The organism is Paenibacillus konkukensis, assembly GCF_023523925.1.
Lineage (GTDB): Bacteria > Bacillota > Bacilli > Paenibacillales > NBRC-103111 > Paenibacillus_S > Paenibacillus_S doosanensis.
Genome location: NZ_CP027059.1, coordinates 2,129,886 through 2,146,452 on the forward strand (window position 1 = coordinate 2,129,886; position 16,567 = coordinate 2,146,452).

The 16,567-nt window shown below is 54.0% G+C and carries 6 protein-coding genes; all 6 read right to left on the reverse strand.

Features of this window, described 5'->3' with window-relative positions; all coding sequences use genetic code 11:
* Positions 1-5 precede the first annotated feature (5 nt).
* The 6 genes from SK3146_RS09155 to SK3146_RS09180 all read right to left on the reverse strand — a co-directional run bounded on the left by SK3146_RS09155 (position 6) and on the right by SK3146_RS09180 (position 16,419).
* Positions 6-4,343 (reverse strand): 3-keto-alpha-glucoside-1,2-lyase-like domain-containing protein, encoded by a 4,338-nt coding sequence (locus SK3146_RS09155; RefSeq protein WP_249864787.1) that lies wholly within the window; start codon positions 4,341-4,343, stop codon positions 6-8.
* 53 nt (positions 4,344-4,396) lie between these two features.
* Complete coding sequence (locus SK3146_RS09160; protein WP_249864788.1) at positions 4,397-5,068, reverse strand: TlpA family protein disulfide reductase; 672 nt, start codon at positions 5,066-5,068, stop codon at positions 4,397-4,399.
* Positions 5,069-5,121: 53 nt separating this feature from the next.
* On the reverse strand, positions 5,122-9,360 hold the full coding sequence (locus tag SK3146_RS09165; protein ID WP_249864789.1) for a PA14 domain-containing protein: 4,239 nt from the start codon (positions 9,358-9,360) through the stop codon (positions 5,122-5,124).
* Positions 9,361-9,474: 114 nt separating this feature from the next.
* Positions 9,475-12,570: a cohesin domain-containing protein gene (locus SK3146_RS09170; protein ID WP_249864790.1), complete on the reverse strand. Its 3,096-nt coding sequence runs from the start codon at positions 12,568-12,570 to the stop codon at positions 9,475-9,477.
* 48 nt (positions 12,571-12,618) lie between these two features.
* Positions 12,619-13,674, reverse strand: coding sequence for an S-layer homology domain-containing protein (locus SK3146_RS09175; protein ID WP_249864791.1), 1,056 nt, complete (start codon positions 13,672-13,674; stop codon positions 12,619-12,621).
* Positions 13,675-14,247: 573 nt separating this feature from the next.
* Positions 14,248-16,419 carry a family 78 glycoside hydrolase catalytic domain gene (locus tag SK3146_RS09180; protein ID WP_249864792.1) on the reverse strand — a complete coding sequence of 724 codons (2,172 nt, stop codon included), beginning with the start codon at positions 16,417-16,419 and terminating at the stop codon, positions 14,248-14,250.
* Between the last annotated feature and the right edge of the window lie 148 nt (positions 16,420-16,567).

Sequence of the window (16,567 nt, forward strand, 5' to 3'; positions counted from 1 at the left end):
CTAGTTTATTGCAATATTCGCTGAGCGACAATAGCCAAATCTTCGATACCGATCTTGTTGTCGCCATTCAAATCGGCGTGTTTGATCTGTTCCCAATCCGCGTCTGCGGATGTCTTCCCGTAAGCGGCGGCGACGATGGCCAAATCGGCGATCGTATACTTGCCGTCCCCGTTCGTATCTCCCGGCATGCGGGTAATGACGCTGTCCTGGAAGGCGTTCAATGCCTGCTGCAGGTCGGTTATAGCCTGCCCGACCTCTTGCTGCCCAGCCGCCGGGTTATCTGCGACGGCTTGCGCCCGATGGATCGCCGCCATCAGCACGGCCTTGGAGCCGGCGGGATACTGGCCTGCGTTCGTCCCCTCGACCGCATTCTCGTGCTTCTCCAGCGCTGCGGCAATCAGCTGCCGCAATGCCGTCTTGTCTGCGGCGGGAGCGATCTGTACGCTGTGAGCGACGCCCGGGAACGGCGTCTCAACGCCATGATTGTCGGCCAGGACGGCTTGGGATAACGTGATGACCGTGCTTGCCGTTTGATCGGCGGATTTCGCTCTCCAGTTCAGCTTGAGCAAGCCGGCATTGAGATCGCCCGCTCCCAAATTCGCCGTAATCAAGCGGACCTGACCCGGAGCCTGCGATTGCCCGACCACTTTAAGCCCGTCCTTCAGCTCTTCCACACCCGTATATTCCACCCGATCCGGGTCGTACGTGACGGTTAAATCCTGCGCGTATACGGATTGGGCGACGCCGGTTAAACCGAGCTCCAGCGCAAACGGCTCACCCGCCCGGACCGCATCCGGCCCGGTCAACGTTACCGCCGGCGTATTTCCCGGCTCCGGCGCTTCGGGCTTCTGCCGGATGACGATCGCGTCGAGCTCGTAGTATCCGGTGCCTTTCATGAACGTAATCGTGTTGCTGCCTTCGTTCAGCGCTACTTGAATCGGAGCGGCCATAAACCGTCCCCATCCGCGGGTTCCTTGGAATTTATACGTCTGCTCCTTGCCGTTGACGATAATTCGGCCTGTAGCCGCCTGATAGTCGCTGCCGTTGGCAAACCAGACGTCCATATCGTACGTGCCGGCTGCGGGAACGGCAATGTCGCTAAACTTCACATAACTGTCCTCGTAGTCGATGCTGCCGACATAGCTTTTGCCGGAGGCATACTCGTTGTTGGTATTCACCTTCGCCTTATAAATCTCGGCCTGCTCCGCCTCGTACTGCGCGTGAGCCGCCTGCTCCGGCTTCTCCGTCACTTCCGGGAAATAAGTGACCCTCAGATTCTCCGCCCCGTACGGCACCAAGGTGATGTCCTCGGTCGGCTCCGTCGAGAGCAGCGGTCCGACCGGCGGCTCCGCCGCTTCGACGCGGTTGGCCGACTTGCCCCAAGCCGGGATTTTCTTCGCCTTCGCAATCAGCTTGACCGGACTTGTCGCTTGAATAAACGGATTATCCGGCATCGGTCCCTGAACGACCTGAATCGAAGCTTCCGGATGCTCACGGTCGATGAGCAGCCCGTAATTCCAAGGCGTCTTCGACAGCACGCGATATTGATTGAATCCGAGATCGGCCGCATTAAATCCGGGCTCAGCGGAGATCGGGCTCGATTCCACTTGCCAATCTTCTTCCATTTGCAGCGAGAACACGAGCGGGCCGCGTTCGATGCCGACGGAATTGTTCACCCATGCGGACGTCTTCAGCTTCATCGGCACCGTCAGCACGACCTTGTCTCCCGTGCTCCAGGTTCTGTCGATCGTCATATATTCCCCGGCTTTAACCGCCGGCTGCGCTTGGCCGTTGACGGTGACGCTCGGCGCGTCCGCCCAAGCCGGAATCCGAAGCTTAAGCGGGAATTGGACGGGAGCCGATGTATTCATCTCAAAACCGATTTGATCCTCAAACGGATAATTCGTCTGTTCTTCGACAGTAACATCCGCCTGTTTGATCCGTGTCGATACGCGGCTTGGTCCGTATGCGATAATGCCGAGGCCTCCGTCCGTCGTGGCGGCCCACATATTTTTCACGAAATACGGCCAGCCCATATGCATATTAAACCGGCAGCATGGATAACCGGAAACCGGCGAAGGCATCGTGCCGTTATTATAATTTTGCTTGTAGCCGTGATCCGCCAAATTGCTCTCTACCTGATTGGGCAAAGAATAATATTGATGCAGCTTCAGATCTTTATCCATCGCACCCGGCAGCGAGTTGAAGCTGATCTTCTCCAGCGCGTCGCCGATGCGCGGATCGCCGATAATCATGGCCGCTTCCTCGTTGCTCTGCATCCGCTCGGTAATGGCGCACAGCTCGACGCCTTGCGTGGAGGCGATGCCTGCCAGCATCTCGGTGCCCGAAGGCATGCCCGTAATCTGATCATGATCGGACAAGTTGGCGACGCCCGCTTGGAAGGCATCGCGGTCAACGGTGCTATGCGATCTTTGATAATAAATGGCCGGCATTTTGATCGCTTCGTTCACGTTGACGGCATGAACCGGCTGGAAATCGTTGCCGAAATTTTGGAATCCGTCGTTCGTAAACGTATCGGTGTGCGGATACCCCTGCTCGGCAAGCAGATCGGCCAGCTGCAGCAGGAAAGCGTCCTCCGTACGGTTATACAGCCAGAGCACGGTGTCGATGTTGTCGCCGACGCGCATTTTCCCCCAGTCCCGAAGCGGTCTGTCGGGCAGAGATGCGGCTTGATAGTGGAAATAACGGGTCATGAACGGAAGCACGCGGGCGTCATGCGACGCTTCGTAGTAGTCCTTCATCACGTAAAGCGCTACCATGCGCGGCCACCAATCATCATTGCCGGCAGGCCCGAAGGAGCCGTCGGCGTTTTGGCTCGCCAAGATCGCCTCGATCCATTTCTGCGACTTGGCAATTAAGTCTTTGTCCTTCAGCGTGTAAGCCAGAGGCACAAGCCCCTTCAAATAGTAAACCGGCCGCTCCCAGTCGGAATCCGGGGCCGTGCCTCCAAGCCAGGCCGCATTCGTTCCCAGCTCGCCGTACAAATCCTCGGCATAGCCTGTCGCGCCGTCCCGCTGCAGCTCAAGCTGCTTGAGCAGCCATCCTTTCGCTTCTACGCTGCCCAGCGGAAGCGGAATAAACGGCGTTTGCACGAGCGGCTCTTTGTTCCCCACCGGCTCGGCGAACATCGGCTCCGGCACCGCATATTCGCTCGCGATAAAATGATCGAACATCGGCTGCGAGCGGTAGCTTCTGAGGCCGACGCCGCCTTTGGCATACTTCCCGGCACTATCGTCGGTATAAATAAGGAGAGGCTTCTGCGAGTCGTTCACATACACCTTGATCTCGTCTCCGAACGTAACGACCTTCATATGGTAATAACGATTAAAATCGATGCTGTCGAACGCTTTGACCGACTTCAGCGGCTGCCAGTTATTGTTCATGCGGCCGAGGGTTATTTTCCCGTCGCCGCTTAAACCCGCATAGTAGCCCTGCACGTTGTCGGTGCCCGGCTTGGCGCTCTGCACCTTGAACAGCAGGCCGGCATCCCCCGTGCCCGTATCGCTCGACAGCTTAAGATCGGCCTCCAGCGTCATATCGGCGAATTGAACGTCCTGAGCCAAAATTTTATACCCGTCGCCCTTGTTAACGGTGATCGCTCCGGACTGCAGCTTCCAATTTCCGTCAATGATGTTCCAACGGGTTATGACCTGATTCTGAGCAGCATTGAAATCATCGGCGAACAACGTATCTCCCCCCGTCGACTTGACCGTCACATTATCATAGGAGGGCACGGAATTATACATTCGCACCCCGACGCTCCCCTCGGCGTACGCCGTATCCGTCTGCTCCAATACTAAAACATCGTCAAGATATACGCTGATTTGACTGCCGACGGCGGAAATTTTCAACCTGTAGCTCGTATTCGGATTGATTGTAACGGAGGCGCGCTTCAGCTCGGTCCAGCTGTTATTCATCCGGCCCAGCATGACGGAGCCCGATCCGGAAGCGGTAATGCCGGCGTAGTATCCCCGCACGTTATCGGCTCCCGGCGTCGCGCTTTCCGTTCGGAACAGCAATCCGGCATCGCCGGTGCGGTCGGCCAGCGCAATGTCGGCTTCCAGCGTAAAATCCTTGAATTTCCGGTCCTTCGCAATCGCTTTATATCCGAGTCCTTTCGGAACGGTAAGCTTTCCCGCATCGACGGACCACGGCCCTTCGATTGCCTCCCAATTGTCGTTGATCGATACTTTGTCAAAATGATCGGCAAAATACTCGGGAACCGGCCCGATCTCTTCCGCCTGCGCCTGGCAGGGAGCAAGCAGCGTCATATAAATCGCGAGAACGAGCAGCTGAACGAGCGCTATTTTCGCTTTTCTCATACATGGCACCTCTATTGAATTCAGAATGTAACCCGGCGTTGCCGTCATAATCCTCATTGTCCGGCTAGACGCCCAACCTTCTCCTGCAGCTCGAGCGGGTCTATCATATGGAAGGTATCCAGCACGAAGCCGTTCTTATCGATCAGAAACACCGTGGGCAGCGCATGGAGCTGATACAGATCCGCGGCATGCTTATGCTCATCCAGCAATATCGGATACGAAAGCCGATTATCCTGTATGAACTTCTCCATATTTTCCGGCTTTTCCTCGGTGAACACATTAATGCCGAAAAAATCGACCTGATTCTTGTATTGCTCATACAGCTTTCTAATCATGGGTACTTCAACGGAGCAGGCCTCGCACCAGCTGGCCCAAAAATGAATGACAAGCGGCTTCTCCCTCTTGCCCCCGATCGAATAATAGGCTCCGTTCGTCGCTTTCAAAGTAAAGGCGGGCGCCTTCACATCGTCCGGCCCCGGCTTTCCCTTGGATTCGGCGAGCCGAATAATGTTCTCCAGCTTATGAAAGTCCAGACGCTGTCCGTCGCCGGAAACAGGCTCGGCGCTTCCGTTGGACATGCTGAAATAAAATGGAAAAAAGCTGAGTATGGCCAAACCGATGAACAACCCGATCATCTGTTTCAATGCAACCTCTCCCTTGAAGCTTTTGTCGGAGCTGCCGATTCGATGCGATGGACGAAAAACGGCTCCCCGCAGGTCATCCATAAGGAAACAGATAAGGTATCTTGCGAAAAGATACCTTATCTGCGCAGTTCGTTTTATTCCAAGATCTTCTGAGCGAGCGTCGCCAAGTCTACAAGATCGACGATGCCGTCATTGTTAATATCCGCCTCTTGATACTGCTCCCAATCGGGATCGATCGATTTTTTGCCGTAAGCGGCGGCTACGATAGCAAGGTCGCCTACGGAGAACTTGCCGTCGCCGTTAACGTCGCCGGAGTGAGCCGTGTTGACCGAGTGGATGAACGTTTGCAGGGCCGCGTTCAGCGCGACGATCGCTTGCTCCACTTGTTCCTTGGTCGCTTGCGCATCGTTATAGACGGCGAGCGCCTGATCGATTGCGGTTTGCAGCGCCGCTTTGGAGCCCGGCTTGTATTGGCCGACGGCATTTCCTTCCGTTGCGGTGTCGTGCTTGCTTTGAGCCGTAGCGATCAGCGAGCCCAGCGCGCTCTTGTCTACGCCCGCTGTAATGCGAACGCTCAGCGATGCCGGCTCCAGCTCCGTTTCATTCCCCTGCCCGTCGGCGACGATAAGCTTGGATAGCGCAATCGTGCCGCTTGTCTCCGCTCCCGAGTCTTTCGCTTTCCATTGAAGCTTGAACAGCTCGCCGGAAGCGTCCGCTCCGCTTACATTCGCCGTGATCAGCCGGACATGTCCGGGCTCGGCTTTCTTGTCGACGATGATCCATCCGTCCTTTGCGCTGCTCGCCGATACGAAGTCCAGCCGGTCCGCGTCATAGGTGAAGTTCAAATCTTGCGCATAGACGGTTTGCGTAACATTGTCCAGACTGACCGCCGTCTCGAACGGCTGGCCGCTCACTACGGATGCCGGTCCTGTCAGCGAAGCCGCAGGATCGTTCGTTACGGGAGCGGTGGCGAAGTAATCGAACTTCGCTTGAATCGAGGTAGCGTCCGTAGAAAATGCGTAGAAGCCTACTTTCAGATCGGACAACTGCACGGTCATCGGATCGGCTGCCGGCTTCCAGGCGGAGCCGTCCCAGTAATACGTGGTATAGACGTTGCCCACCTTGCGGATCTGCAAATAGGACGTGTCGTATCCCGGATGAAGAGCCATATTCGTCGCTTTGCTATATTTCGCGTTTTTCTCGTAAGCCGACTCCAGCGATTTGCCCGTCGCTCCCTGCGTATCCCATACATGGCCGAACCTGACGTAATTATCCTCGTTCTGCCAGACGATCAGACCGGCCTGCTGGAAGTTTCTCCTTACCGGGGCGGTTACTTTCGTCGTGATGATGAAGTCGCCGTCAGGCGCATTTTGCAAAAAGACGTTTTTAATCGCATTCGAGCTCTCGTAGCTGTCGCCGTTTTGCGTCTGGATCGTCAGATTGCCCGGATTGGAGGTTAAGCTCCAATAGTCGTTGTTCGGGCGGTAAATGCTCCAAGCGTCGTTCAGCGTCGTGCTGTCGAAGTTGTCGACGGCAGCGCCCTTCGAAACCGGATCGTGAACCAGCGTGAACATGAGCTCCTGCTCCGAAGACAATTGATTCAGCGCTTGCTGGTAATCGCTTGAAGTCGAGCCGATCGCCGCAAGCACTTGTTTGGCCGACTCTATAACGCTATGGAAACGGTCCAGCGCGTCTTGAGGATATTGACCCGGCTTATCTCCCGCCTGGAGCTTGCTGTAAAATTGCTCGGCGGATTGAATGCCGTTCGACAAATCTTCGTTGTTAGTCGTACCGATCAATTCGCGGTGCGCTTTGGCAATACGATCGAAGTCCAGCTTCTCCACTTTGCGGTCGTACGACAACAAACCGTTAATTTCATATTCCACGTCGGAAATTTGCGTATAGATTGCTGCGCTCAAGCCGGGACTCGCTTTCAGATTTTTCAATTGATTGATGAAATCGATGTATTTATCCGTAATTTCCTTCTTGTCTTTCATTTCCTGATACGAGAATACGAGCGGGCTCCACTCATGTCCCGGCGTATGCAGACCGAGACCGCCGTATTCGCCCAAGACGGCCGCACGGGTATCCGTAGGCGTAGGAGCATTCGGAGCAGGGTACGAGTGCATGTCGACGAGATCGCCCGTTCCGGAATCCTGCCAGCCGCTTGCGTTATTGATCAGGCGTGTGGAATCGAGGCTCTTCACATAATTGACGGCGTCCTTCGTCTGCTGGCCGCCCCAGTCGAACTCTCCCCAGCCTTCGTTAAATACGGTCCATTCGATGATCGACGGCGCGCTGCGCAGCTGATCGACCATCTCTTTGTATTCCTTGAGCCATTGCGTTTTGGCGGCTTGCGTAATATCCGATCCGTGGTTGCCCTGACGGTCCTCCAGACTCGGCATATCCTGCCAGACGAGCACGCCGAGCTTATCCGCCCAGTAATACCAGCGGGCAGGCTCTACTTTAATATGCTTGCGGATCGTGTTCATGCCGATGCGCTTCACAGTTTGAATATCGAATTTCAACGCGTCGTCGGTCGGAGCCGTATAAATGCCGTCCGGATAAAAGCCTTGGTCCAACGGCCCCATTTGGAAGACGAATTTGCCGTTGAGCAGCGGTCTTGTAATTCCGTCGACCTTGCCGAGCTTAATTTCCCTCATGCCGAAATAGCTGCTGACTTGATCGACCACTTGATCGCCGTTTTTCAATTGAACCTGCAAATCGTACAAGAACGGATCGTCCGGAGACCAAAGCCGCGGATTAGGAACCGGCAGCTTGAGCTCTTCTCCCGCAGGGCCGCTGATTCTTCCCGCTTCCTGGCCGTCCTTGATGGCCACCGCTTCGACCGTAAGACCTTGGGCCGGCTCGGCAGGGACGGTTAATTTCAATACCTGATCCTCAATGTCGGGCGTCATATCCAGCTTTTCGATATGAGCTGCCGCCACAGGCTCCAGCCATACGGTTTGCCAAATGCCGGATACGGACGTATACCAGATGCCGCCCAGCTTTTTCACCGTTTGCTTGCCGACGGCCTGATCTTCGCCCGTGTCCGTATTATCCAGCACTTGAACGATCAGCTCGTTCTCGCCGGGCTTCAGCTGATCGGTAATGTCGAAGCTGAATGAAGTATAACCGCCCTTATGCGTGCCGACCTGCTGTCCGTTGACGTACACCGTCGCCAAATAGTCGACAGCGCCGAAATTCAGCTTCACCCTTTGACCGCTCCAATCGCTCGGAATCGTGAAGCTGCGTTTATACCACATCAGGTTTTCAACGCGATGAATGCCGGAGAGCACGGATTCCGCAGCGAACGGAACGAGAATTTTTTCCTTCAAGGTTTGCCCCGCAGGAGCGGCCTCTCCCGCTTTGGCCGATTGAAACTCCCATTCGCCGTTCAAATTTTGCCATTGATTCCGCACCAGCTGCGGTCTCGGATATTCCGGCAGCACATTTTCCTTCGTCACCTGGCTCGCCCATGGCGTCATGATTTGATACTTGGATTCATTCTGAAGCGACTTGTCAAAAGCCGGAACGACCGTTCCGTCCTGGGCTTTCAGACCGCCCTGCCCGTCATAGCTTGCGCTGACGAGCCATACATCCTTCGAATAAACGGGATTTTCGAAGGTCAGAACCAGCGTGCTGTCGTCGCCCGGCTTCAGCGACGCCGAAGCGATCGGCCAGTTCGTACCCATCACCTTTATCTTCAGATGATCGATCAATCCGCCCGGAAGCGCTTGAACCGCCTGGTCGAGCTTCACTTCAGCCGTGGCGCCGTCCACGGAAATTTTACCCCCGTAGGAGAACCCGCTAGGCGGAGTCAATGCTTCCGTCGGAACGGCGGATTTGGACACAGACGGGCTGGACCAGCGCAGGTGAATATTGGAGCCTCCGGTATCTTCGAAATATTCGACTTTGATTGTATACTTCTGTCCTGCATTCAAATGGATCGGCTTGCCGACCTGCTCCTTATCCCAATCGTTAACCCAATGATCGATAATCAGCTTGTCGTCGACCCAGAGCCGGAAACCGTTGTCTCCGGTAATGTAGAAGGTGTAGTCTTCCGAGTATTCGGGCTCGATAAACCCGGTCCAGCGCACATTGACTTTATCCTGCTGTCCGGTAAGAATACCGAATGCGGTCTCCAGGCTGCCGAAGTCCAAATTCGGGTCCAGCACCGTCGACTTCAGGGTGCCGAAGTTAAACAGCGGTGAGCCCGAATTCGTATAATACTCCCCTTTTAACCCGTGAACGGCGGAATCGGGAAGCCCCTCCGCAGCTTGCGCCGACGGGGATAGCATACCGCCTGTCGATAACGCAGCGACGGTAGTCGCCACAACAAGCAGCTTGCTTATCTTTCGCTTTAGCTTCATCTTTCTGCATCCTCCTTGAGCTTTAAAATAATATAGGCAGGGGGAGACCGGCCGGCGGCCTCTCCCGTGCTTTAACATGGGATTCCCAATGGCGCTTCACACCGTTCGCCATTCTCAATGATCCAGTGTCATGCTGGCGGCAATAACTGCTAAATCGGCAATATCAATTTTGTTATCATGGTTGATGTCCGCCTTTTTGTATAAATCCCAGTTCGCATCTGCAGACGTTTTGCCATAAAAGGCAGCGGCTATTGCCAAATCTCCAATGGTGTATTTTCCATCTCCGTTCAGATCGCCCTGAAGCACAATAACCGAATTCATAAACGTTTGTACTGCGGCAGTCAAGTCATTCACCGCTTGTTGAACTTCGGTCGGCGTTGCTTGTGGACGTTCGGCAACCGCTCTTGCTTTGTCGATTGCAGATTGCAGAGCTGCCTTGGAGCCTGCGGGATACTGACCCGGCTGCGTACCTTCTGAAGCTGCATTCAGCTTATTTTGCGCATCGGTGATTAAAGCCAGAAGCGTCTCCTTGTCTACAACCCCTATTTGTACACTGTGAGAAACAGCGGCTACTTGTATTTCATGTCCGGTTTTATCAGCCACGATAGCCTTCGACAATGTGATCATCGCGATCTGCGAAGTGGAGACTGCTCGAGCCCTCCAATGCAGAATCAATTGATCGCCGTCTGCCTCTGAGGCTGGATCGCCTGGACTGGCCACCAGCATGCGGACTTGCCCGGATTTCTCCGCTTGGTCTACAATAACCGTTCCTTTCCTGACCGACTCCGCCGAAATAAACTCCAATTGATTCGGATCATAAGTAAAGGTAAGGTCCTGTGCGTATATATTTTGACCGTGTTTCAATTGATAGCCGGTCGTAAATTCGGTTCCTGCGGTTATCGCGTCCGTCCCGTTTAATACCGCTTGCGGCGAAGAAGACTCAACCGGCATTACCGTCAAAGCGGAAGTCGCCTGCATACCGCCAAATGCTGCCGTAATGATCGCTTCGCCCGGGCTGATGGCACGGATCGTACCTTTTCCATCAATGTCAGCTATATTCTTATCGCTGCTGCTGAAGATAACTCCGTCCGTTACCGGCCTCATATCCGTCTCACTGTAGGTGGCGTATACGACAGAAGACACCGTGTCGCCAACCCGCAGCTGTGCAGGAATATTCGCCAATTGAATGGAGAGTAATGGAGCACCTTGCGGCACGGACTTGACTGGGGCGGAATAATCGCTCTCCCCGCTGGAATTAACTGCTGTCGCCACGTAGTAATACGCAGTGCCGTTGGTCAATCCGACATCCGTAAACTCGGTCTGCTTCACTTGTTCAGCTATCCTTGTGAAAGGCCCTTCTGCCGATGATCCCCGGTATAGGTTGTAACTATCCGCACCGCTTAATGGATTCCATGTCAACCGGGTTTGAGCATCGCCGGAAGAAGCGGTTAGTCCTTCAGGCGGCTGCAGCCCCAACTCTCCGAGCCTAGCTAACTCAAACGAATCAAAAGCCATAAAATAGTTCGAGGAATAGCTGTTTTTGCCAACGACTTTGAAATCCAGTTTGGCGCTATTTCCTTGAATGGGAACATTCCCGAAATCGACGTCGTAGTAGTCGAAGGGCCCGTATGTATCCTTAGGACCTCCATACGCCTTTCCGTCTACATACAACTGAAAAATACCGCGAGTTGCTTCCGACTTGACTCTAGCCTTCACATGATATATTCCTGCCGACGGTACAGGGATAGTGTAAGTAACCGAATCCCCAATAGAGGTTGATTCGAGAATGGCGGCAGCCCCTCCGCTCGCTGCAGATTCATTGTATGTCCGGTAAACGCGACCTGGGGTGCCCTGAGCCTTCAGCGATTCAGCTTCTTCATGCAAGGAAGGCGCCTCTGAAGTATCGGACGTAATATAAATTCTGTAGGCTGCCTTGGGAAGCAGAGGCGGAAGCTTCACAGTCAACGATCCGTTAGCAACGGTATAATCGCCCTCCAGCATCGTGTAAGGCGACATGAGTACCTCTGCGGTAGGAATCATCTCTGCCTTAAGGTGCAGCTTCCCGTTTCGGATTAAATAAGAAACATTGCTCAGGTGATTCAAATGCAAGGTTATTTCCGCAGGCTCTCTCCAATTTTCACTCCCGATTAACACAACGGAACGATTCATGGCAGGGTCGTGACTGGCCAAAACTTCTATATTGTTTTTATTAGATGATTCCGCTTTCACTAAACGTCCGGTCATATCTTTATAGGCGTTATACACCCACCAGATGCCTTTGGGTAAAGTGCTGCTGTTTCGATCCGCAAGATCTCCCAGGCTTGCCATAAATTTAGGGTCGTCTCCGACGTAATCCCAAGCCGATTTCAGGCCGTACAGAAGGCCATTTTTCGCGGATCTTTCCAGCCTGGCTATATAGGAGACTGCCATGCCGCTTTCCCATCCGTTAATGTTATTGTACGTACAGCAGCCCTGGTATTCCGTAATGGCGATGGGCATTGGGGTAATGCCGCTCGCGAGCATCCAGTTCTTGATCTCCGCCGTATGCGCTTCAATGTCCAACGCCCCGCCCGATAGCTCATGCCAGCTTAATATGTCGGGCAAGCAGCCTTGCTCTTTGCAGTAGGTAAGAAACTTTTTCAAAAAATCAAAGTTATACGAATCGTCTTCCGGAGCCTGGATTTTCGCCGAAGGATTCAACGCCTTTATTTTATGAGAGGCAACGTTATGCGCTTCCAAATACCTGTTTATGTTTCTGTCCGAACCTGACCACTGCAGCCGGGGCTCGTTCCATGGAATCCAGGAATACACATCATACCCCTTCGTCACCGATTCTTTATAAACGCTTTCTATTACGCTTTCCCAAGTTTTCCAATCCCCATTGTCTCCGGGCCAATAGGTATTGCCCGCTCGGCTGGTGTAATAATAAAGTCCCACCATAAGCTTCGCATCAGTCGCTTTCACCCGGTTATACGTCTTCTCATCGAACAGACTCGGCAAATTCGGGTGATGATCGGCACCTCGTATCGCATTGACCTTAATTCCGTCTATTAAATATTGCGACGGCTTTTCCCCTGATATCCCGTGCAAAAAACCGCTTGCTATTTGCCGGGATGCCCCGTTATCTACCGCATAGTCCACTTCGACCTCATCCGCTGTAACGGCGGCGGCCGGAAGCGGAAGCATCGCTAAACACATCGCCGTCACCATGAGAACGGATAGGAGTCCCCTGATTCTCATTATTTCACTTCCTTTGATTTATTCCTCAATCCGAATGTTCTTGGAGATCAGCAGCTTGTAGATCAGCATTGCCGCTTGCGCCCGGTTCGTCGTTTCTTTCGGATAAATGCCTTGGTTGTAGCCCTCTACGACACCGGAGCCGACCAAAGTCGAAACGCTGCCGACCGCGTAATCGGAGATGTCGCTCACGTCGGCATAGCCTTGCAAAACGGACGCATCCAAGCTGACGGATAGCTTGTTGGCCGCGCGCAGCGCGCGGTCGGTCAGGACGATCATATCTTCCCTGGTCACCGGAGCGCCGGGATGGAAGTTATTGTATTCGTCGCCTTCGGCGATGCCCAAGCTTCTGGCCGCGCCCAAAAGTCCCTCATAATACACACCCTGCGGCACGTCGTCAAAGCGCTCGCCCGCATTCTCCCGAACCTTGAGCAGCCTCATCAGCAGCACCAAATAATCGGCGCGGGTTACCGGCTGCCCGGGACTGAACGTATGCTCCGACGTTCCGTTTACGATGCCCTTGTCGAACAAATAGGCGATCGCTTCCTTGGCCCAGCCGTAATCGCCGAGATCGTCGAACGGAAACAGGCTGTCGATCGCCAGCGCCACCTTGGATTCCGACGCATGGTCGGTGCTTGTCAGAATCGAATCCAGCAGCTTTACATGATCGATCGCCAGCTCCGTCGTTCCTCCCTGCAGCGCTTCAAAGGTTAACGTATACAAGACCTGATCTCCGTCGTCCCCCATCACTCGGCCGATCCGCGTATGCGCAAGCTGAATATGGTTGTCTGTGACAATGGGGGAAACAGAGAAGCCGGGAAGCTCGGTCGTCGCTCCCTTCAACCTCAGCGCGGTCGGGTCAAAGTTTAAATTCACTTCATAGGCGTAGACATCTTTTAGCTCATGGCCTTTAACAATCACTTCCACATTTTCTCCCTTGGACGGCTTATCCGTAGAAAGCGTAAGGGTGAACGAAGGGGAAGGTTCGTCCGCTGCCGCCGCCGGCATGGCAGGTGCGGCCGCAATGACGAGCAGCGCGACGACAAGACCGCATGTAATGATTCGGGGAAATCTCATAAAGGACAGCTCCTTTCCGCGTATTGCCATGAATGTTATCGTGCTTGATTCTGTCGGAGCCCTTGCTCAATGACACGTATTGTATCACGACGAAGCCGGGCTTTGGCTGTATGGTCCATGATGCCGATGTAACCGATTCCAAGAGACTGCTGAACAAGAAACGATGCGAAACAGTGAAAAACCCGGTTATACTGCGGCTTTGTCCCCCCTATGCGTTGATTTCGACCTACGTTAAATATAAGTAACTTCCTCTGTGTTGTATTTAGATTAATAAGAAAATTTTTGCTTTATTCGGCCATTTTCCATTTCCAGGGCCGATTTTGATACATTTTGTATAATCCCGACGAAAACGCAAACAAGCGCCTGTTTCTCGAGGAAACAAGACGCTTGCTCACTGCTGCCGCGCGGGCGATTCGGTTATTTGTTGAATACTTTTCCCGGATTATCGGGCGTAAAATCGGGATATTGAATACGTTTGGTTTTGCCGTCAGAACCTATGTCTAAAATCCGCACAACAACCCCCCCCCCGCCCGACAGACGAATCTGTACGGACGGGGGTATGGCCCTCGTTGTTTAAGTTATAATCCGGATGCCGGGGCTTGCCTCAATGTCGGCCTGACCTTTGACCACAAAGATGCGAACGGTTCCCGACGGCAGCGTCAGGCTAAGCTGAAGCTCCGTTAATTGCGGCGGAATCTGCGGGTTGAAGCGGATTTCCTCCCAGCCCGGCTTGTGCGGCTTCAGCCCGATAATCTCCTCGATCAGCAGCGGAATCGGCGAGCTGGCCCAAGGATGGCACAGGCTGGTGTTCCACTTCTGGTCTTTGCCCCATGCTTCGAAGCAGGTCGTGGCGCCCTCCCGAAGCATATTGACCCACGAATGCTCATCCTCGCCGCGAATCAAATCGTACATCAGGGCATATTCCCCCGCCTCGGCCAATGCCTTCAAGACAAAATACGAGAAATAGACGCCGCAGCTAAACCTTTTGTCACGGATCAGCCGAACGATATTCGGCACGCTCTCCCGCTCAGCCAGACCGAACAGCAGCGGCAGCACGTTGGCGTGCAGCGAAGAATGCCTGCTGCCGACCGCATCGACAAACAGACCGGCTTCAGCATCGTAAAATGCCGCTAAGAACGCATCCTTCAACGGAGCGAGATCTTCCTCCGGAAGCCCGAGCTCTTTTCGAATCTCGTTCATCGTTTTTTTGCAGCCGTAGTAATAAGCGTTGACGACATTATGGCAGCCTTCCGTCACAGGCCGGGTCAGAGGAAAATCGTAACCGTCCCGAAGATTGTCCGGCCAGTCGACCAAATTCCATTTTTCCGCAACATGGTACAATAGTCCGGTATGATCCTTGTATTTGTCGAAATAGGCGACAAGCTTCTCGCCGACCGGGGCCATTTCCATCAGGAATGCCAAATCCCCGGTATGCCGATAATACTGCCACAGCTGCATCGGCCACTGGAGCGAGAAATCGGCGATTTCCTGCATAAAATTGCCCGGCGCGACCGCCATCATCCCCGAACAAACGGCCGTGCTTCTCGCAAAGTCTTCGAGCGCTTTCTTAACGAGCCGCGCATCTCCGCTGAGATACATATGCGTGTGCCCGATGACCGTGTTGTCTCCGAGATATTGGCCCTTCTCCCGACTCGGGCAATCGACGAAGTTTTCCTGCGCGCCGTATTTGACACCGTTCGCGCAAATCGACCAGATTTGGTCGAGCACCGGATCGGAGCTGGAGAACCGGCAGCTGCTTTCGTCGAGCGGATAATGACGGACGACGGCCGCGAAGCTGTCCTCGTCGATCGCTTCTTCGGAGCCGAGCACTTCGACGTACCGGAATGCTTTATATTCGTAAAAGGACAGCACGTCCTCGCCGCCGGATAAGGTCCATACTTCCTCATACTTGCAGTTGCAGCGCAGCTCATAGCGAACGCCGTCCCCGTCCGGATTCAGCTCCTCCCCGCAGCGGATCACGATCCTCTCCCCGCTCCCGCCGCAGGCACGCATCGTAAATTGCCCCGTCAGCTCCGTGCCGAAGTCAATGACATAACGGCCCGCAGACAGCCGCTGTACGGATTGAGGCCGTCTCTCATACACACTGAGCGCCGGAGTCGGCTGCAGCTCCAACTGATGATCCGCAGCGGCGGCGAGTGCCGGGCGTTCCCAATCTGCGTCGTCATACTCCGCCGCCGTCCACCCTTTATGCTCCAGACGACTATCGATATTTTCCAAATATTGGGTATCATAACCGACCGTTTCTTCCCCGATATACTCCTTAGCAGCGGTGCATGTCCAGCTGTCGTCTGTTATCAGGCACAGCCTGCGGTCCGTATACACCTCGGCAATTAAGCCTTGGCGCAAATCGCCGCTGTTCATCGACCGGTTTACCAAGCCCTGGTAATATACGTGAACCGCTATGACATTGGTCCCCGTCCGCAAATAGGCGGCGATATCCAACCGGTTATAGAAGTAATGGGTCGGATAGCTCTGGGCCGGGCCTTGAGCGACGAACACCCCGTTTATGTACAGCTTGTAATAATCGTCCGCCGATATATTCAACTCGGCTTGCTTAGGCGCATCCGTTAATGTAAACGTTTTCCGAAACAGCGTATGCCGGTTTTTCAATGCATCGGGATGCCGGTTTTCTACCGTGTCCAATTCTTTATGCAGCATCGGCAAAGGCTTAACGCCCGAGAAAATCGGATCTTGAATCCATTGCGCAATCCATTGTTTACTCATGAGCCGCTCCTTGGTATCGTATTTGATCATCGCATCGCGAAAATAAACAAACATGTATACCATACCATAGGAAACGGCCCGGAGCTAGGCAAAATATGAATATGCGATGTATAGAATGCGCAGGGCATTGTTCGCATTCCCGCTTGCT

What these genes read in the sequence shown, in the direction of transcription:
- SK3146_RS09155 (WP_249864787.1), bottom strand. Translation starts at nt 4,343, where the DNA reads ATGAGAAAAGCGAAAATAGCGCTCGTTCAGCTGCTCGTTCTCGCGATT.
- SK3146_RS09180 (WP_249864792.1), bottom strand. Translation starts at nt 16,419, where the DNA reads ATGAGTAAACAATGGATTGCGCAATGGATTCAAGATCCGATTTTCTCG.
- SK3146_RS09175 (WP_249864791.1), bottom strand. Translation starts at nt 13,674, where the DNA reads ATGAGATTTCCCCGAATCATTACATGCGGTCTTGTCGTCGCGCTGCTC.
- SK3146_RS09170 (WP_249864790.1), bottom strand. Translation starts at nt 12,570, where the DNA reads ATGGTGACGGCGATGTGTTTAGCGATGCTTCCGCTTCCGGCCGCCGCC.
- SK3146_RS09160 (WP_249864788.1), bottom strand. Translation starts at nt 5,068, where the DNA reads ATGGATGACCTGCGGGGAGCCGTTTTTCGTCCATCGCATCGAATCGGC.
- SK3146_RS09165 (WP_249864789.1), bottom strand. Translation starts at nt 9,360, where the DNA reads ATGAAGCTAAAGCGAAAGATAAGCAAGCTGCTTGTTGTGGCGACTACC.